Source organism: Pseudomonas sp. M5 (genome assembly GCF_016907075.1).
Taxonomy (GTDB): Bacteria; Pseudomonadota; Gammaproteobacteria; order Pseudomonadales; family Pseudomonadaceae; genus Aquipseudomonas; species Aquipseudomonas putida_E.
This window is the reverse complement of record NZ_JAFBBH010000001.1, coordinates 1,284,084-1,301,782: the sequence shown is the minus strand read 5'-3', so window position 1 is coordinate 1,301,782 and position 17,699 is coordinate 1,284,084. Positions and strand designations below refer to the sequence as shown.

Sequence of the window (17,699 nt, the reverse complement as noted above, 5' to 3'; positions counted from 1 at the left end):
GCTTTAGCAATCGTAGTCGGGTTTTCTCGGGGCGGGGGAGCAGGCGCCGGAAGGCAATGTTCAGAAACCGCTCTCACGCAGGCCAACGCCCAACAGCCATTTGCCCACCTCGCCCAGCACGCTGCGCTTTTCCCCATCGATCTTCAGCTTGCCGCGGGTTTCGCGCACGCTGGCCAGCGGTTCATCCAGGGCCACCAGCACTTGAAAAAGTGCATGGTCGGGTACAAGCGCTTCACCGCTCGTTTGCACCGGGCCGCCAAAGTGTGAAGAGAGCATGCGGTGGGCCAAATGCCCGGCGCGTGTGCTGCCAATCGCCAGCACCTTGCCGCGCAGGGCGATGGCCTGGCCTTCAGGATAGAATTTCACCGGGTTGCCGACGGCAAGGAGGTGCACCTGGTCCTGGGCGACGTAGGCATCGATCTGCCAGTGACGGGGATCTATCAAGATGCCCAGCGGTTGCTGGCGGTTGAACCACTGGCCAGGCTGCCAGTCGGGTTCAAGGTCCAGCCAGTGACCGGCGAATGGCGCCTGCAGGTTGAGCCGGGCAATCTCGCTGCGCGCGGCGCGTGCTTCCTCGTTCTGCACCATCAGGCGCTGTTGGGTGGCAGCATCCTCGGCCAGCCCCGCAGGGTCGGCCAGCAGCCCCGACAAGCGTGCCTCATAGCTGCGGGCGCTGGCCTCACTGCTGCGCATGCGTGAGTTCAGGTCCGGCTCCTCAAGCACTGCCAGTACGTCGCCGGCCTTGACAGGGCCCGCCTGGTGCAGGCTTTTCAGCCGTGCAGGGTAGGGGGTGTAGACGCGCAGCTGGTGCTCGGCACGGGCCACACCTACGGCATTTACCTGGCTGTGCCAAGGTACTGCCAGGGCCAGCAGGGCCAGGCCAAGGCACACATAGAATATCCGCTTGCGCTGCCCCGGAATGCGTGCCCGCTGTTGCCACCAGTGGCTCAGCTCACGTTTCACCGGCAGCGCGATGAACCACGCCAATTCGACCATGAACAGCACGATCCCCAACAGTTTGAAGAAAAACAGGTAGACCGCCACGGCGATGCCGAGAAACAGCACCAGGCGATACAGCCAGGTAGCGAAGGCAAACGCCACCAGCAGGCGTCGCTGGCCAATGGGAAACGGCTCCGGCCAGGCTTCGTCGAGCCCCAGCAGGGTGCGCCGCATGGCTACACGAGCCAGCGCAGAAGAGCGTTCGTGCAGGTTGGGGAAGTCAAGCAGGTCGCTGAGGATGAAATAGCCGTCGAAGCGCATGAAGGGGCTGGCATTGAGCGCCAGGGACAGGACCCAGCTGGTGGTCGCCAGGTACAGCAGTGCGTTGCGCAGGGCGCCATCGTCGCACACGGCCCAGCCAAGGGTCGCCAAACCCGCCAGGGACAGTTCGGTGACGATGCCCGCCGAAGCGATCGCCAGGCGCTGGTGGGCACGCTTGAGCTTCCAGCTTTCGCCGGTGTCGGTGTAAAGCATTGGCCACAACACCAGAAACGCCACACCCATGTGCCCGACGCGCAAGCCCAGGCGCGTGGCTACCAGGGCATGGCCGAGCTCGTGCAGGGTTTTTGCCACCACTAGCGCCAGGGCAAAGCTGAACAGGCCTTCGGTGGAGAATGATTCCACCACGGCATGGGTGAAGCTGTCCCATTGTTGCATCACCAGGATCACGCCCAGGATGGTCAAACCGATCACTGTTAGCCCGGTCAGCGGATGGAACAGCCAACCCAAGGCAGCTGCCAGGCGCTGCAGGCCCGCTTGTGGGCGCAGCAGCGGCACGCGAAAGAACAGGTAGTGGTGCAGCCACCAGCGCCAGCTTGACCAGGTGCGCGCCTCATTGGCGGTTTGCAGCCTGGCCAGTTGCTCGGGGCCTGGGCGCAGCAAGTGGTGTTGTTCGAGAAACGCACGCAGTGCCAGTACCTGCTCGACATCCGGCTTGAGCGCGCTGTCGTGCGACACCTGCTCGCTGATCTGGCGCGGTGTCTGGCCCCAGCGCAGCAGGCATTCGAACTCCAGCCAGCCGATGCGGTAGAAGCGGTTCAGCACGGTGTCGTGGATCATCCACGCCGGTTCGCCTTCTCGGCTGTCGGCGGCTTCGCACAGGCGCAGGTCCTCGCGCAGTGGCGGCAGCGGCAGGTCGCTGGGATCCAGCATCACCAGCCGCTCCAGGCTCGCAACGTGGCCAGCGGGCGACGCAGCAGGTAGTAGCCGAGCATGACGCGGTCGCCATAGAGCTTGGCGGTGCCATGCAGGCCTAGGCGGGCATGCTCGGAATGCTCGTCGATGCTTGCCAGCAGACGGTAGGCGACCACGCCATCGTCGCTGGGTTTGGCCTGATAGCTGGTTTCGAGGATCTTGCCCTTGAGTGGGCTGAGCGGATAGGCAGTGAGGAACAAGGTCACTTCGGCGCCAGGTTCCAGGGCTATGGCATCGGCCACGGCGAGCTGGATCTGCATGGCCGGTTGCGCAGGGTCGGCAACGTGCATGATGCGCTCGCCGGTTGTCACCGGTTTGCCGAGCCAGTCGTTGGGGTCGCTGAACACCGCGACCCCGGCGCGTGGAGCCAGCACCTGGGTGCGCCGCAGTTGCGCTTGTACAGCGGCCAGTTCGGCCCGTCGTTGCTGGACACGGCCCTGCAGCAGGGTCAGTTCGTTTTTGCTTTGCGGGTTGTCGAACGCCCGCTGGTTGGCAGCCTGCAATTCGGCATCGGCCACGGCGACCTCCTTGCCGAGCACCTCGGCGCGGCTGCGCAAGGTGGTTTCGTCAAGGGTGAACAACGGCGTGCCGGCTTGCACCGGCTGGTTGGGTCGTACCGATACCTGGGCGATCACGCCGTCGATCGGAGAGCTGACAATCTGTGCCTGGCGCGAGACGATCTGTGCCGGTGCCAGTGCCGTCTGACGCACTGGCACCAATAACAGCGACGCTGCTACCAGCAGGGTCACCAGCACCTGACGCCGGCTGGGGCGCCATCGACCGAGCCGGCGGCGCCGTGTCAGCGTGTTCCAGCAGTAGGCCCAAGTGCGTATCAGGCCATCGAGTTGCTGATGCACCACCGGCGGCGGTGCTTCTTCGAGCAGTAGTACAAGCACGCCCAGGCGCTCGCCGGCAGGGGCGTGCAGCGGTATACACCACAACCCCGAAGGCCACCATTCGGTCCAGCCCTGAGCGATGTCGTCGGGCGGCGAGGCGTTGTCCAGGGTCAGCCAGGTAGGCTGCGCATCGGCCAGACGCCCGGCCAGCCAACGGCTGGCGCGCCTGAGCCAGACCAGGTAGGGCGAGTCTTCGGTGGGCCGTGCCAGGCCCGACACGCACAGCAGTTCAAGGCCGGCCTTGCTTTGGCCGAACACCAGTGCCTGGTGAAAGGGCAGCAGCGGGTACAGGTCGTTGGCCATGCTGAACGCCAGTGCGTCCAGCGTCTCGGCGGCCATGGCCTTGTCGCGCAGGGCGTCCAGCTGCAGCAATAGCTGTGGGTGAGGCAGCGGCCTATTCACGGTCATGGTCGAACCGCGCGGTGCCGCTCATGCCGGCCATCAGTTCGGGAAAGCGTTGATCGAAGCGCGCCTCAAGCTCCACCGTCTGTGCCACCGCATCTACCCTGGCATTGATCACGCTGACCTTGGCCGGGTAGGTCTTGCCCGTTTCGTGAACGTTAACCGTCAACGGCTGGCCGGGGCTGAGCGTTTTCAACTGGCTGGAAGGGACATTGAGGCGCACCTTCAATGCACCATCGCTGACCAGGTCAAACAGCGGTGTACCTGCGCTGACGGTTTGGTAGGGCTTGACGTAAACCTTGGCCACATGGCCCGAAAACGGCGCCAGGACCCGACAATAGCTCATCTGCGCCTCACCCATGGCGCGGGCCCCATCGGCCTTCTGCACTTCGGTTTTGGCTGCGGCCACTTCGATGTCGCCCACTGCGTCCAGCTTGCGCAACTGTTGCTTGGCCTGCAGGTTCTGCCGGGCCATGGCCAGTTCAGCCACCGCGACCTTGCTACGGGCCTGGGCTTCGTTGCAGTTGAAACGTGCCAATGTGACGCCTTTGGCCACCTGGTCGCCGAAGCGCGTCTGGATTTCGCCCAAGGTGCCACTCATCTGGCTGGACAGGGTCGTTTCCAGTTCGGCAGCCAGCAGCACGCGAATCAGTTGCGGGTCCTCGGTTGGGGCGCCTTGCTCGGCCTGGGCGGCAGCGCTGGCCAAGGCCAGCAACAAGGTAAGGTACCGCTGAGCAACGACAGGCAAAGGCATTCTCGACTCCTTGTAGAGAGGCATCCAGCAGGCACGCAACGCAATCGCTATAACGTCTTCATACTAGGAATGAATTCGCAATTTGCCCAACCGGGGGTCGTAAAGGGAGCGCGGTTGCTGTGCCGCGGGCAGGCGTTCAGGTGGCTGCAACCAAGCGTTGAAAGACGGTTTCGTGCACGGTATCCAGGTTTTGCGCTAGAATCCCCGCCGGGTGCTAGCTGCATGACGCAGTGACGCAGGTTAAATAACTACGCAGGTCGGGCCGCCGTGCGGGAGTTCTTGTGCCCATGCAAAAACACGTAATGCCCCGTGCCCAGCAAATTGCCCAACGCGCATTCGCCAACTTCGAACGCTTTCTGCATATCGAGGCCGTGAGCGGCGTCGTACTGTTGATCGCCGCCGTTGCAGCACTGATCTGGGCGAATTCGCCCGCTGCCGAAAGCTATGACGCCCTCTGGCACACGCCGATAAGCTTCGGTGTCGGCTCGCTGGTCTATTCCCAGTCACTGCATTTCTGGATCAACGACGGCCTGATGACCATCTTCTTCCTGGTCGTCGGTATGGAGATCCGTCGCGAAATTCATGAAGGCGCGCTGTCCAGCCTGCGCCAGGCCACGCTGCCGATGGCGGCGGCTGTCGGCGGTGTGGTGGTACCCGCGCTCATCTACCTGGCGTTCAATCATTCGCCTCCCGCGCAAGAGGGTTGGGCAGTGCCGACTGCCACCGACATCGCCTTTGCAGTGGGTGTGCTGGCGCTGCTGGGCAAGTCGATCCCTTCCAATGTGCGGGTGTTCCTGCTCGCCCTGGCGATCATCGACGACATCATCGCGGTGCTGATCATTGCCTTCTTCTACTCCGGTGGCCTGGATTACAGCGGTTTCGGCGTCGCCGCCATCGGCCTGCTGCTGGTGCTCGGCCTGCAGAAGATAGGTGTCGGTTCGGCCTATGCCTACATCATCCCCGGGTTCATCACCTGGCTGGGCATGTTGATGACCGGTGCCCACCCCACCTTGGCGGGCGTGGTGCTTGGCCTGATGACACCGGTTCGGGCCATGCCTTTGGGCGAGCGCCCACTGGAGGCCGTCACCCGCTTCACCGACGACCTGCTCGGCCGCGCCAAGGCACCGCAGATCGATGACAGCGAACTCATGAGCCCGCTGAAAAACCTGCGTGTGGCGCAGCGCGAGCTGGTCGCCCCAGTGCTGCGCGTGCAAGGCCATCTGCACCCTTGGGTGGCTTTCGCGATCATGCCGCTGTTCGCCCTGGCCAACGCCGGTGTCGGGTTGTCTGGTGTCGACCTGTCTGCCGATGGTCCTCACTGGGTGATGACAGGCGTCGCTGTGGCGCTGGTCCTGGGCAAGCCGTTGGGTATCGTGACGATCAGCTGGCTGATGGTACGGTTGGGCTGGTGCGCGTTGCCGGCGGGCGTTACCTGGCACGGCATCACGCTGATCGGGCTGTTGGCAGGCATCGGCTTTACCATGTCGATCTTCATTGCCAACCTGGCGTTCTCTGACCCTGGCGTTCTGGGCGCGGCCAAGCTTGGCGTACTTTCGGGCTCGGTCATTGCTGCTGTGATCGGCCTGGCATGGGGTGTGTGGAGCCTGCGCAAGGCAGCCAAGACGGCACCGGCCCAGGTAGGCTGACAGGCAAGCCGGGCAACGTACGGGTGGATGCACAATTTTTTTCCACAGGTGCATCCAATCTGCAACCTGGCGGGTATTACAGGTAGCGCGACTTCGCGCTGTCGATTACTCGCCAGGAGATTTGCACCATGAACAGCCCAGTTACCATGCTGATGCTCACAGGCGGTCTTGTCCTGATCGTGGCCAGCCAAGCCGCTCACGCTCAATCCGCCTTGCCCGACGCGGTCAAGGTTCCGGATGGCCACGCCGTCATGCTGGAAACCGTCGGTGTGGGCCAGGTCACCTACGAATGCCGCGACAAAGCCAATGCCCCCGGCCAGACCGAGTGGACATTCGTCGGCCCCAAAGCGGTACTCAAGGACAGGTCTGGCAAGGCGGTGGGCGACTATTTCGGGCCGCCCGCCACCTGGCAGGCCAAAGACGGCTCGAAGGTCACCGGCACCCAATTGGCCGTGGCGCCAGCGGCCAAGGGCGACCTGCCTTACCAGCTGGTTCAGGCCAGCCCGGCCGAAGGTAAAGGGGCCATGACCGGTGTGAGCTATATCCAGCGCGTGGCCACCCGCGGCGGTGTTGCGCCGGCAACTGCCTGCTCGATGCAGAACAAAGGTGAGCGCAAAATCGTTGATTACCAGGCTGACTATATCTTCTGGGCGGCAAAATGATGGCAGTGCGCATAGGCAGGTGAGCCACTGGCGTCTACGCTGATCGACAGCCCCCCGGCCCAATGGCTGGGGGAACCGTCCAGGGACTATAGGGCTGACCTTGCAGTGAACTCACCTTTGCCCCCTTTCGACTTTCAGCGTTGCCTTGAAGCCTGCGCACGGGGAGACCGCCGAGCGCTGCATGCACTCTACGAGGAGGAGGGCGCACGCCTGCTAGGTGTGGTGCGCCGTATCGCCCGCGACCACGCTACAGCAGAAGACATCCTGCACGATGCCTTCATTCGGATATGGTCCGGGGCTGCCAGCTTCGACCCTGCGCGCGGCTCTGCGCGGGGCTGGATCTATAGCGTGGCCCGGCACCTGGCGCTCAATTACATACGCGACACCCGGCGCGAAGTCGTGCTGGATGAAGGGGCGTTCGACAGTGCACAAGTACCGTTGCCCTTCGCGAGTGATATCGATCTTATGGCGGACTCGGCCAAGGTTCACCGTTGCCTCGAGCAACTGGAACCCTCACGCAAGCTGTGCATCCTGCACGCGTATGTCGACGGTTGCAGCCATGCCGAAATCGCCGGGTTGCTGAACACACCGTTGGGTACCGTCAAAGCCTGGATCAAACGCAGCCTGAAGGCGTTGCGGGAGTGCATGGGATGAAGAAGCCACTGGGCGAAACCGCCGAGGCACTTGATGAGTTGGCCGGGGAGTATGTGTTGGGTACCTTGTCGGCCGAACAACATGAGGCCGTGCGCCAGCGCCTGACGGGGGATCAGCAGTTGCGTGGTGCCGTGGATGCCTGGGAGCAGCGGCTATTGGCGTTGAACGCACTCGCTGAGCCTTTGCCACCCAGCCCACGTTTGTGGGGGCGGATCAGCCGCAGCGTCGATGCACAGTCACAGTCACAGCCACAGCGCAAGGCGGCGTCAGCACAGCCAAGGCGCTGGTGGCATCGCCTGGTGCTATGGCAAGGCCTGGCGGGTGCAGGCCTGGTTGCCAGCCTGCTGTTGGCCTTCACGCTGCTGACCGCCAAGGCGCCGGAACCTTCCTACCTTGTGGTGCTGGTTGCGCCGGCAGACAGTGCCCCGGGGTGGGTGGTACAGGCAAGCGATGCCCGCAGCATTCAACTGATTCCCTTGGGGCAGTTCGCGGTACCGAGCGACAAGGTGCTGCAGTTCTGGACCAAGGGCGAACAGTGGCAGGCGCCACTGTCGCTGGGCCTGGTCAAACCTGGCGAGCAATATCGCGTGCCCGCGCATGACCTGCCTCCCCTGGAGCCCAACCAACTGTTCGAACTGACCCTGGAAAGAGCGGGCGGCTCGCCGACCGGACGCCCAACCGGGCCTGTGCAGTTCATCGGTCGAGCGGTGAAGGTGCTTTGACAGCGCCTTGCACAGGGGCAGTAAAAGCGGCGCCTGCGCGCCGCTCTACAGGCTTGCAGGCCGCTATCAATCGCCGGTAACCAACTGACGGGCCAACTGGTTGTGGCGCTCCAGCACCCGCGGCAGGTCGACGGTGGTGATGCGGCCGTCCTTGACCACTACACGGCCGTTTATCACGCTGGTGTCGACCTGGGTCGGGGTGCAGAACACCAAGGCCGCAAGCGGGTCGTGGTGGGCACCTGCGTAGGCGACATGGCCGAGGTCGAAGGCGACGAAGTCGGCGACCATGCCCGGCGCCAAGGCGCCGATGTCATTACGGTTGAGCACCTTGGCACCGCCGAGGGTGGCGATTTCCAGCGCTTCGCGTGCGGTCATCGCATCAGGGCCGAAGCCGACACGCTGCAGCAGCAGCGCCTGGCGCACTTCACCGATCATGCTGGCGCCATCGTTGGAGGCCGAGCCGTCGACGCCCAGGCCTACGGGCACCCCGTGGTCGCGCATCTTGCGGATCGGTGCAATACCCGAGGCCAGGCGCATGTTCGAGCACGGGCAGTGGGCCACACCGGTGCCGGTACGGGCGAACAGCTCGATGCCGTGCTGGTCGAGTTGCACGCAGTGCGCATGCCACACATCGTGGCCAACCCAGCCCAGGTCCTCGGCGTATTCGGCAGGGGTCATGCCGAACTTTTCGCGGCTGTAAGCGATATCGTTGACGTTTTCAGCCAAATGGGTGTGTAGCGAAACCCCGTAGTTGCGTGCCAGCACCGCCGCTTCACGCATCAGGTCGCGGCTGACCGAGAACGGCGAGCAGGGCGCCACGACCACGCGCAGCATCGAGCCATGGTTGGCGTCGTGGTAGTCCTCGATCAGGCGCTGAGACTCCTTGAGGATGTCGCTTTCCTTTTCCACCACCGAGTCTGGCGGCAGCCCGCCTTGGCTGCGGCCCACGCTCATGCTGCCGCGTGCGGCATGGAAACGCATGCCGATTTCCCCGGCGGCGTGGATGCTGTCGTCGAGCTTGCAGCCATTGGGGTAGATGTACAGGTGGTCGCTGGAGGTGGTGCAGCCGGAGAGAATCAGTTCGGCCATCGCGGTCTGGGTCGATACCGCGATCATCTCGGGCGTCAACCGTGCCCAGATCGGGTAAAGGTTGGTCAGCCAGTTGAACAGTTCACCGTCCTGGGCCGCCGGGACCACGCGGGTGAGGCTTTGATACATGTGATGGTGGGTGTTGACCAGCCCCGGGATGACCACCTTGCCGGTCATGTCCAGAATCTCGTCGGCGTGCTGGGGCAGCTCGTCGCTGGGGCCGACCTGCTTGATCAGGTTGTCTTCTATGAACAGGCCGCCGCGTCTGATCTCGCGGCGCTCGCCGTCCATCGTCACCAGCAGTTCGGCGTTCTTTATCAGCAAAGTCTTGGGCATAGGTATTCCTTCCCGCCAATGGCGGGGTGCAATTCGTCAGTGCGGACACCTGGTTTTTTCTCGAGGGCAACCAGGCTCGGTGTGGAAAACACGGCGTGGGCAGCAGGGCCAGTCAGCGCAGCCGCGCACGCGCCGACACCGCTGAGTCACGAAGACTAGGCGCGAGACGGCGGATGGGTGCATAGGGCGACGGGTGAACGGCGAATGCGTCGATTCGCAGAGGGCGCTCGAAGGGATTGAGCAGATAGGGGTAATGCATGGCTTTAGCCTGTCGCAATACGCAGCGGCGATTACCACTGTCGTAGGCGCGGGTTGATGTAACCAGAAATGTTCATTTTTGTATACGAAAAATTCTGCTTTGAATGTCGAGGTGGTGCCGCGGCGCTTTGCGCAGTACATGGCCTGGTTTATGTTGGGCGCCCAAAGGCATGCACTTCGACAGGACGCCACCAATGCCATCGTCAACCCGATTGATCAGCACCCTGTGCCTTGCCCTGGCCAGCCAATGGGCTTGGGCCGACCAGCCGCTGCCCGCGCCCCCTGAGCTTGGGTCAGGTTACCGCTCCGGCCTGCAACCTGTTCACGCCAACCGGCACATGGTGGCGGCTGCCAACCCGCTGGCCAGCGAAGCCGGGCGGGCGATGCTGCGCGCCGGTGGCAGTGCCATCGATGCGGCAATTGCCATGCAAATGGTACTCACCTTGGTCGAGCCGCAATCGAGCGGCATTGGCGGTGGGGCGTTCATCTTGTACTGGGACGGCAAACGGGTACAGGCATTCGACGGCCGCGAGACCGCGCCGGCCGCAGTGACGCCAACGCTCTTTCTGCAACCGGACGGCACCCCGATGCCGTTCCGGGCAGCGCAGATCGGCGGGCGCTCGGTAGGCGTACCAGGGGTGCTGCGTGCCTTGAAAATGGCGCACGAGCAACATGGCAAGCTACCGTGGCATCAACTGTTCGCGCCGGCCATTGCCTTGGCACGCAGTGGCTTCCCTGTGTCCGAGCGCCTGCACGCGTTGCTGGCGGGTGACCCTTTCATCGCCGGTTCACCCACCATGGCCCGCTATTTCCTGGATGAGCACGGCCAGCCGCTGGCGGTGGGGGCGCTGCTGCGCAACCCCGAACTTGCGCATACCTTCGAACGTATCGCACAGCAGGGCGTCGATGCGTTCTATACCGGTGAAATTGCCGAAGCGATCGTCACCCAGGTACAGGCGCATGCCAATGCCGGGCTCCTGTCACTGGAGGATCTGCGCCAGTACCAGGCCAAGGAGCGCACGCCGTTATGCGGCCCTTACAAGGCCTGGCAGATCTGCGGCATGCCGCCGCCATCTTCAGGTGCAGTGACCGTGCTGCAGACCTTGGGCATCCTCGAGGCGCTGCAGCACGCCATGCCACAACGCGACCTTGCGAAGCTGCCGCCCAGCGTCAGTGCTTCGCCGGCAGGCCTTGAGCCCGCGCCGCTGGCCGTTCACCTGATCGCCGAGGCCGAACGGCTGGCCTACGCCGACCGTGCCCAGTACCTGGCCGACAGCGACTATGTGCCGATACCGCTCAAGGCATTGACCGCCCCGGGGTACCTGGCCGGGCGGGCAGAGCTGATAGGCGACTTCAGCATGAAACATGCGCGACCGGGCAAGCCGCAGGGCGCGGACCTGGCCTTGGCCCCGGACCGTTCGCCGTTGCGCATCTCCACCTCGCACCTTTCGGCGGTGGATGACAGCGGTCAGGCGCTGGCTATGACCACTTCGGTAGAGGCGGCATTCGGTTCGCACCTGATGGTCAAGGGCTTCCTGCTGAACAATCAGTTGACCGACTTTTCCTTCATCCCACAGGAGAACGGCAAGCCCGTTGCCAACCGGGTTGAACCGGGCAAGCGGCCGTTGTCGGCGATGGCTCCGACCCTGGTGTTTTCGCAGGCGTCCGGGGAACTGGTGGCCAGCCTCGGATCACCCGGTGGCTCGCAGATCATCGGCTACGTCAACAAGGCGCTGGTGGGTTTGCTGGACTGGCGGCTCGACCCGCAACAGGCTAGCAACCTGCCCAACTTCGGCAGCCGCAACGCCGGTACCGAAGTGGAAGCCGGGCTGATCAGCCCGGCGCTGGTCCGGCAATTGGCGGCCTGGGGCCATGAGGTAACGCCCATGACCATGACCAGCGGCATGCAGATCATCCAGCGTACCGGCGCAGGCTGGGCGGGGGGAGCCGACCCGCGGCGCGAAGGCGTGGCGCTTGGCGATTAGCCATGGTAGAAGACAACCTTGTCATTCAAATGTTGAATACCAGGATGTCTATCAGCGTTAAATCGAATAGGGCTCTGTTCGACCTCGACCTGCTGCGTGCCATCGTCGTCGTGGCCGATTGCGGCAGCTTCACCACCGCTGCCGCACGCCTGCATTCGACGCAATCGACCATCAGCCAGAAAGTCCGCCGGCTCGAGGACATGGTCGGCCACCGCCTGCTGGTGCGCGGGAACCGTGACGTGTTGCCGACCGACGCCGGCCAGACCTTGCTCGGCTACGCCCGGCACATGCTGGCATTGAACGACCAGATGCTCGAGGCTTTGGCCGGTGCCATGGTCGGCGTCACCGTACGTTTGGGCGTTCCCGAAGATTTCGTCGGCGGGCGCACCACCAACGCGCTGTCGGCATTCAGCCGGCTGCACCCGCAGGTCAAGCTGGAGGTCACCAGCGGCCTGTGCCGCGACCTCAGCCAGGCCTATGACAATGGCGAACTTGACCTGGTGTTGCTCAAGCAGCGACGCAACAGCCGCGAAGGCGTGGCGTGCTGGCCCGAGCGTCTGCAGTGGATCGACAGCGCACGCATGCCGTCCTTCGAGCTCGACCCGATCCCGCTGGTGACCTTTCCGCCACGCGGCTTGTACCGCGATGACATGATCACCGCCATCGAAGGCATGGGCCGGCGCTGGCGCATCAGTTTCACCAGCTCCAGCCTCAGTGGCATCCAGGCCGCGGTGGCCGACGGCATGGGCATCAGCCTGTTGCCACCACGGGCGGCGACCCCTGAGCATCGGGTGCTTGGCAGGCAACACGGGTTGCCTGAGGTGGACAGCTACGAAATCGTCATCGTCCACCGGCCGACGGCGGATGTGATGGTCACGGCATTGGCCAAGGTCATGTCGCAGGTGCTGGAGGGTGGAGGGATCTGATGCCTGCACTGACCCCATCGCTGGCGATGGGGCCCGGAAGATCAGTGCATTACGGCATGCCCAACCACTGCGGCAGTGCCAGCGAAATGAACGGCACGTAAGTCACCAGCACCAGGAACAGCAGTAGGATCGACAGCCACGGCAGCGCGGCGCGAATCGTCTGCCCCAGCGTCAGGCCCGTCACCGCTGAAGTCACGAACAGGTTCAGCCCCACCGGCGGATGCACCAGGCCGATCTCCATGTTCACCACCATGACGATCCCCAGATGAATCGGGTCGATCCCAAGCTTCATGGCGATCGGGAAGAAGATCGGCGCGAGAATCAGGATGATCGCCGACGGCTCCATGAAGCTGCCCGCCACCAGCAGTACCACGTTGACCATGATCAGGAAACCGATCGGCGTCAGGCCCTCGGACAGCACCCACTGGGTGATCTGCTGGGGGATCTGCTCGGTGGTCAGCACATGGGCGAACAACATGGCGTTGGCGATGATGAACAGCAGCATGATGGTCAGCCGGCCCGACTCCAGCAATACCTTCGGGCAGTCGCGCAGGCGCATGTCCTTGTACACGAACAGCGCGATGAACGCCGAATACACCGCTGCCACGGCGGCCGCCTCGGTGGGGGTGAACATGCCGCTGTAGATGCCGCCCAGGATGATCACCAGCAGCAACAGCCCCCAGAACGCGCGCCTGGCGGTGCTCAGCCATTCGGCAAAACTGGCACGAGGTTGTGCGGGCAGTTTCTTGATCCGGGCGACGATGTAGATCGTCACCATCAGCGCCAGGCCCAGCAGGATGCCTGGCACCACACCGGCCATGAACAGCTTGCCTACCGAGGTCTCGGTCGCCGCCGAGTACACCACCATGACGATCGATGGCGGAATCAGGATGCCCAGGGTGCCGGCATTACAGATGATCCCCGCGCCGAACTCGCGGGGGTAACCGGAGCGCACCATGCCGGCAACGGCAATCGAGCCCACCGCCGCGACCGTGGCCGGCGACGAGCCCGACAACGCGGCGAACAGCATGCATGCCAGCACTGCGGCAATGGCCAGGCCGCCGCGTATGTGCCCGACACAGGCGTTGGCGAAGTCGATCAGCCGCTGGGCCACGCCACCGGTGGTCATGAACGCGCCCGACAGCAGGAAGAACGGGATGGCCAGGAAGGTGTAGCTGTCGGAGGTCTCGAACAGCTTGATCGCCAGCGAGCTCAGTGAGTCCTGGCTGAACATCAGGATTGAAAGTGCGCCCGACAAGCCCAGCGAAATTGCGATCGGCACCCCCAGGAACATGAACACGAACAACAACAGGAACAGGCAGATTACCGTCATCAGTGATGCTCCTCACCCGGGTTGGCCAGCTTGCTCGCCTCTGCAGCCTCGTCGGCCAGGCCCAGGCCATACTGGCGATGGGTGAACAGGCGATAGAGGATCTCCAGGTAGCGGACAATGACCAAGGCGAAACCGAAGGGCACGATCAGCGCAATATGGCCAACCTTGATGCCATAGCGGTCCAGGTCTTCGGCGCCGATGCCGGCCACCAGCACTGCGCTTACCCATTTGATGCTGGCCACCAGGAACAGCCCGGCATACGCCAGGCAACAGGCACAGGCGATCATCGCCAGCACCCGTTGCACTGGTTTGCGGGTGCGCCGCACCAGTACGTCGACCCCCAGGTGGCCGGCGGTGCGCACGCCATAGGCAATACCGAAAAAGATCAGCCAGCCGAATAGCGCCTTGGTCAGGGCGATGCTCCAGGTCATTTCCTGGGCGTAGCCCATCAGGTGGTCGCCGATGCCCAGCAGCAGCTCACTGGCAAAAGCCCAGTGGTCACTGAGCGTGTAGAACACGGTATAGAGGTTGTTCAGTGCTACGTAGACGAAGGTCACCAAGGTCATGGCCGCCAGGAGAAAGGCGATCATGCCCTCCTCGAAGTGCTCCCAGACACGCCTGAGCGATTGCATAGGAATTCTCCAGACAGAGAGAGGGCTGGCAACCTGTGCGCAGGTGGCCGGGGCAGGGCGTGCGGCTGTCAGGAAGCCTTGTTGGCGGCCTCGGCTGCCTTGATCAAGTCAGCGCCGATCTGATCGGAAAACTTGTCCCACACCGGGCGCATGGCCTCACGCCATTGCTGGCGCTGCTCGGCAGTCAGGGCATCGATCTCGCTGGTCTTGGCATCGATGATTTTCTGCCTGGAGGTCTGGTTGAGGGCTTCGGCCTGTTTGTTCACCTCGACGGTGACCTGGTCCATGAGCGTTTGCAGCTCGCCACGCACGTCCTCAGGCAGGCCGTTCCAGAACTTGGCGTTGGTGATCACCATGTAGTCGATCAGGCCGTGGTTGGTCTCGGTGAAGAACGGCTGCACCTCGTTGACCTTCTGGCTTTCGTAGTTCGACCAGGTGTTTTCGGTGCCATTGACCGTGCCGGTCTGCAGGCCCTGATAAACCTCGGCAAAGCTCATCTTGCGCGGGTTGGCACGGATCGCCTTGAACTGCTCTTCGAGCACGCTGGAGGCTTGCACGCGGAATTTCAGGCCGCGGGCATCTTTGGGCAGGATCACTTTCTTGTTGGCCGACAGCTGCTTGAGGCCGTTGTGCCAGTAGGCCAGGCCGTGGATGCCTTTGTCGTCCATCGAGGTCAGCAGTGCCTTGCCCTGCGGGCCTTGCTGGAAACGGTCGACGGCCGCCAGGTCGTCGAACAGGAACGGCAGGTCGAAGATTTGCACCTGTTTGTTGTAGTGCTCGAACTTGGCCAGTGAAGGCGCCAGCATCTGTACATCACCCAACAGTAGCGCTTCCATCTCCTTGCCGTCGCCGAACAGCGACGAGTTGGGGTAGACCTCGACCTTGACCTTGTCCTTGAGCTGCGGGTCCGCCGCCACCAGCTTCTGGAACATCAGTGCACCTTGGCCTTTGGGCGTGCTGTCGGCCACCACGTGGGCGAACTTGATGATGATCGGATCGGCAGCCTGTGCAAGGCCGGCCATGGACACTGCGGCGGCGCAGAACAGCGCCTGGGTCAGCTTGAACATCGATGTCACCTCAGATTTATTTTTGTAGGAGGATGGATGTAACGATGGACCAATGGCTTGCGTGTGGTGAATTAGCATTTGTGTAAGGCGGCATTCGGTGTAGCCGAACGCCAACCCAGTTCAACCGGACGCCTGTGCCAACAACCGCTGCGCCCGGAACACGACCGGCGCATCCACCATCTGCCCGTCCAGCTGAAACGCACCGGCCCCGTTCGCTGCGGCGCTCGCCGCCAGCACCCGCCGGGCCCAGGCCAGCGCTTCGGCGTCGGGCGCGAGTGCCGCGTGAATCACCGGCACTTGCCTGGGGTGAATGCACAACGCCCCGCCATACCCCAGGTCGTAGGCATGCCGCATCGCCTGGTGCAACCCTTCGGCGTCGCCAATGGCAGGAAACACGCCATCGAGCGGCGGCAGCAGGTCGGCACCCCGCGAGTGTAGCTGCACGGCCATGCGCGCCTGGTCGAGAAACTGCCTGGCAGCAGCGCTGTCGGTGTTCAAGTGTAGATCCAGCGCCAAGTCGAGGCTGCCGAACGACAACCGCTCGACCCCCTCGGCATGGGCGATCTGCTCCAGCGCGAGCAGGCCCTTGGCGCTTTCGATAATGGGCCATACCGGTTTGCCGGTGTGCCGGGCAACGGCCACCTGTGCGGCGTTTTCCACCTTGGGCAGCAGCACGCCGGCGATGCCAGGCTGCTGCGCGCAGAAGGCCAGGTCTGCCGCATGCTCGGCGTGCTGCGGCGCATTCACCCGGACCCACACCGACGCCAATGGCGTGGCCTGCAGGAACGCCTCCAGGTGGTCCCGGGCCTGGCGCTTGAGGGGTTCCTCCACGGCATCCTCGAAATCGACGATGACGGCATCGGCCCCTGCCGCCAGCGCCTTGGCGAAACGCTCAGGCCGGCTGCCGGGTACGAACAGTGCAGAGCGCACGCTGTTCATACCACACCACCTGCGGCCAGGCTGGCTTGCTCTGCCGGGCTGAAGCCCAGCTCGCCGAGGATGCCCTGGGTGTGTTGCCCCAGCGCCGGCACGGCGTCCATGCGCGGGGCAAAGGCCGCGTTGCGCCCTGGTGGCAGCAGCGAGGGCAGCTTGCCGGCCGGGCTGTCCACTTCACGCCAGCAGCCGCGGGCCTGCAACTGCGGGTGTTGCCACACCCCGTGCATGTCGTTGACCCGGGCGTTGGCGATTTGCGCATCTTCAAGGCGTGCCACTACCTCGTCCAGCGACAGGCTGGCGAAGCCCTCGATGATGATCTGCCGCAGCACCTCGCGGTTATCTGAGCGCTTGAAGTTGGCATTGAAGCGGTCATCACTGGCCAGCGCCGGGTCAAGCAGCACCTTTTCGCAGAACAAGGCCCATTCCCGTTCGTTCTGCAGGCCAAGCATGATCGTGCCGCCACCGCCGGTTGGGAACGGCCCATACGGGTAGATGGTGGAGTGCGAAGCGCCGGCGCGCGGGGGAGGCGGCGCGCCGTCGTAGGCGTAGTACATCGGGTAGCCCATCCACTCCACCAGGCTTTCGAGCATCGACACGTCGATGCGGCTGCCGATGCCGGTCTTGTCACGCAGCAGCAACGCCGAGAGCACGCCGGTATAGGCGTACATGCCGGCGGCGATATCGGCGATCGAGCAGCCGGCCTTGGCCATGTCGTTTTCGCCAGGGCCACCGGTTACCGAGAGAAAGCCGCCTTCGCTCTGGATCAGCAGGTCGTAGGCCTTTTTCTTTTCATAAGGGCCGCCTTCGCCATACCCGGAGATATCGCACACGATAAGCCGTGGGAAGCGGGCGTGCAGGGCGTCGAACGACAAGCCCATGCGCGCTGCCGCGCCCGGTGCGAGGTTTTGCACCAGCACATCCGCCTTGGCCAGCAGGGCCTCGAGAATACCGTCGGCGGCGTCCTGCTTGAGGTCCAGGGTGAGGCTTTCCTTGGAGCGGTTGGTCCAGACGAAGTGCGAGGCCAGGCCATCGACACGCTGATCGTAGCCGCGGGCGAAGTCGCCGCTGCCAGGGCGCTCGACCTTGATCACGCGGGCGCCGAGGTCGGCCAGTTGGCGGGTGCAGAAGGGCGCTGCGATGGCGTGCTCCAGGCTGATCACGGTGATGCCGTCCAGCGGGCGGGGCGTTGTTTGGGTCATAGGGTCACC

At 63.8% G+C, this 17,699-nt stretch carries 15 protein-coding genes; 6 read left to right on the top strand and 9 right to left on the bottom strand.

Features of this window, described 5'->3' with window-relative positions; all coding sequences use genetic code 11:
• Positions 1 to 60 precede the first annotated feature (60 nt).
• From JOE27_RS06000 to JOE27_RS05990, 3 genes are read right to left on the bottom strand one after another with little or no spacing between them, the layout of a single operon-like run.
• Entirely contained in the window at positions 61 to 2,151 is a 2,091-nt protein-coding gene (locus JOE27_RS06000; protein WP_204918231.1) for an HlyD family efflux transporter periplasmic adaptor subunit, read from the bottom strand.
• Positions 2,151 to 3,497, bottom strand: a complete 1,347-nt coding sequence (locus JOE27_RS05995) for an HlyD family efflux transporter periplasmic adaptor subunit (RefSeq protein ID WP_204918230.1) — start codon at positions 3,495 to 3,497, stop codon at positions 2,151 to 2,153. The genes JOE27_RS06000 and JOE27_RS05995 overlap by 1 nt, the downstream gene beginning before the upstream one ends.
• Positions 3,484 to 4,245: an efflux RND transporter periplasmic adaptor subunit gene (locus tag JOE27_RS05990; protein ID WP_204918228.1), complete on the bottom strand. Its 762-nt coding sequence runs from the start codon at positions 4,243 to 4,245 to the stop codon at positions 3,484 to 3,486. The genes JOE27_RS05995 and JOE27_RS05990 overlap by 14 nt, the downstream gene beginning before the upstream one ends.
• A gap of 287 nt (positions 4,246 to 4,532) precedes the next feature.
• On the opposite strand from JOE27_RS05990, the gene nhaA reads away from it, so the two are divergent.
• The 4 genes from nhaA to JOE27_RS05970 all read left to right on the top strand — a co-directional run bounded on the left by nhaA (position 4,533) and on the right by JOE27_RS05970 (position 7,929).
• Positions 4,533 to 5,891, top strand: a complete 1,359-nt coding sequence (gene nhaA, locus JOE27_RS05985; protein ID WP_046785800.1) for a Na+/H+ antiporter NhaA — start codon at positions 4,533 to 4,535, stop codon at positions 5,889 to 5,891.
• Positions 5,892 to 6,019: 128 nt separating this feature from the next.
• On the top strand, positions 6,020 to 6,553 hold the full coding sequence (locus JOE27_RS05980; protein ID WP_046785801.1) for a DUF3455 domain-containing protein: 534 nt from the start codon (positions 6,020 to 6,022) through the stop codon (positions 6,551 to 6,553).
• Between the two features lie 105 nt (positions 6,554 to 6,658).
• Positions 6,659 to 7,207 (top strand): sigma-70 family RNA polymerase sigma factor, encoded by a 549-nt coding sequence (locus tag JOE27_RS05975; RefSeq protein ID WP_046785802.1) that lies wholly within the window; start codon positions 6,659 to 6,661, stop codon positions 7,205 to 7,207.
• Positions 7,204 to 7,929 (top strand): anti-sigma factor, encoded by a 726-nt coding sequence (locus JOE27_RS05970; protein ID WP_046785803.1) that lies wholly within the window; start codon positions 7,204 to 7,206, stop codon positions 7,927 to 7,929. Before JOE27_RS05975 ends, JOE27_RS05970 begins: the two co-directional genes overlap by 4 nt.
• 66 nt (positions 7,930 to 7,995) lie before the next feature.
• On the opposite strand, the gene JOE27_RS05965 is transcribed toward JOE27_RS05970, so the two are convergent.
• Positions 7,996 to 9,354, bottom strand: coding sequence for an 8-oxoguanine deaminase (locus JOE27_RS05965; RefSeq protein ID WP_204918226.1), 1,359 nt, complete (start codon positions 9,352 to 9,354; stop codon positions 7,996 to 7,998).
• Positions 9,355 to 9,806: 452 nt separating this feature from the next.
• Between JOE27_RS05965 and ggt the strand changes: the two genes are divergently transcribed.
• Together ggt and JOE27_RS05955 are read left to right on the top strand one after the other, a co-directional pair.
• On the top strand, positions 9,807 to 11,597 hold the full coding sequence (gene ggt, locus JOE27_RS05960) for a gamma-glutamyltransferase (protein WP_204918224.1): 1,791 nt from the start codon (positions 9,807 to 9,809) through the stop codon (positions 11,595 to 11,597).
• Positions 11,598 to 11,641: 44 nt separating this feature from the next.
• Complete coding sequence (locus JOE27_RS05955) at positions 11,642 to 12,523, top strand: LysR substrate-binding domain-containing protein (protein ID WP_042112037.1); 882 nt, start codon at positions 11,642 to 11,644, stop codon at positions 12,521 to 12,523.
• Between the two features lie 49 nt (positions 12,524 to 12,572).
• On the opposite strand, the gene dctM is transcribed toward JOE27_RS05955, so the two are convergent.
• The 5 genes from dctM to JOE27_RS05930 form a co-directional block, all read right to left on the bottom strand.
• On the bottom strand, positions 12,573 to 13,856 hold the full coding sequence (dctM, locus tag JOE27_RS05950; protein WP_012314899.1) for a C4-dicarboxylate TRAP transporter large permease protein DctM: 1,284 nt from the start codon (positions 13,854 to 13,856) through the stop codon (positions 12,573 to 12,575).
• Entirely contained in the window at positions 13,856 to 14,488 is a 633-nt protein-coding gene (locus JOE27_RS05945; protein WP_115274521.1) for a TRAP transporter small permease, read from the bottom strand. Before JOE27_RS05945 ends, dctM begins: the two co-directional genes overlap by 1 nt.
• Positions 14,489 to 14,556: 68 nt before the next feature.
• Entirely contained in the window at positions 14,557 to 15,555 is a 999-nt protein-coding gene (locus JOE27_RS05940) for a TRAP transporter substrate-binding protein (RefSeq protein ID WP_046785808.1), read from the bottom strand.
• A gap of 120 nt (positions 15,556 to 15,675) precedes the next feature.
• Complete coding sequence (locus JOE27_RS05935) at positions 15,676 to 16,494, bottom strand: CoA ester lyase (RefSeq protein WP_204918222.1); 819 nt, start codon at positions 16,492 to 16,494, stop codon at positions 15,676 to 15,678.
• Positions 16,491 to 17,690, bottom strand: coding sequence for a CaiB/BaiF CoA-transferase family protein (locus JOE27_RS05930; protein WP_177010196.1), 1,200 nt, complete (start codon positions 17,688 to 17,690; stop codon positions 16,491 to 16,493). Before JOE27_RS05930 ends, JOE27_RS05935 begins: the two co-directional genes overlap by 4 nt.
• Between the last annotated feature and the right edge of the window lie 9 nt (positions 17,691 to 17,699).

Coding starts and splice junctions, on each gene's coding strand:
- ggt (WP_204918224.1), top strand. CDS start 9,807: ATGCCATCGTCAACCCGATTGATCAGCACCCTGTGCCTTGCCCTGGCC.
- JOE27_RS05940 (WP_046785808.1), bottom strand. CDS start 15,555: ATGTTCAAGCTGACCCAGGCGCTGTTCTGCGCCGCCGCAGTGTCCATG.
- JOE27_RS05965 (WP_204918226.1), bottom strand. CDS start 9,354: ATGCCCAAGACTTTGCTGATAAAGAACGCCGAACTGCTGGTGACGATG.
- JOE27_RS05995 (WP_204918230.1), bottom strand. CDS start 3,497: ATGACCGTGAATAGGCCGCTGCCTCACCCACAGCTATTGCTGCAGCTG.
- JOE27_RS05980 (WP_046785801.1), top strand. CDS start 6,020: ATGAACAGCCCAGTTACCATGCTGATGCTCACAGGCGGTCTTGTCCTG.
- JOE27_RS05930 (WP_177010196.1), bottom strand. CDS start 17,690: ATGACCCAAACAACGCCCCGCCCGCTGGACGGCATCACCGTGATCAGC.
- nhaA (WP_046785800.1), top strand. CDS start 4,533: ATGCAAAAACACGTAATGCCCCGTGCCCAGCAAATTGCCCAACGCGCA.
- JOE27_RS05935 (WP_204918222.1), bottom strand. CDS start 16,494: ATGAACAGCGTGCGCTCTGCACTGTTCGTACCCGGCAGCCGGCCTGAG.
- JOE27_RS06000 (WP_204918231.1), bottom strand. CDS start 2,151: ATGCTGGATCCCAGCGACCTGCCGCTGCCGCCACTGCGCGAGGACCTG.
- JOE27_RS05945 (WP_115274521.1), bottom strand. CDS start 14,488: ATGCAATCGCTCAGGCGTGTCTGGGAGCACTTCGAGGAGGGCATGATC.
- dctM (WP_012314899.1), bottom strand. CDS start 13,856: ATGACGGTAATCTGCCTGTTCCTGTTGTTGTTCGTGTTCATGTTCCTG.
- JOE27_RS05955 (WP_042112037.1), top strand. CDS start 11,642: ATGTCTATCAGCGTTAAATCGAATAGGGCTCTGTTCGACCTCGACCTG.
- JOE27_RS05990 (WP_204918228.1), bottom strand. CDS start 4,245: ATGCCTTTGCCTGTCGTTGCTCAGCGGTACCTTACCTTGTTGCTGGCC.
- JOE27_RS05970 (WP_046785803.1), top strand. CDS start 7,204: ATGAAGAAGCCACTGGGCGAAACCGCCGAGGCACTTGATGAGTTGGCC.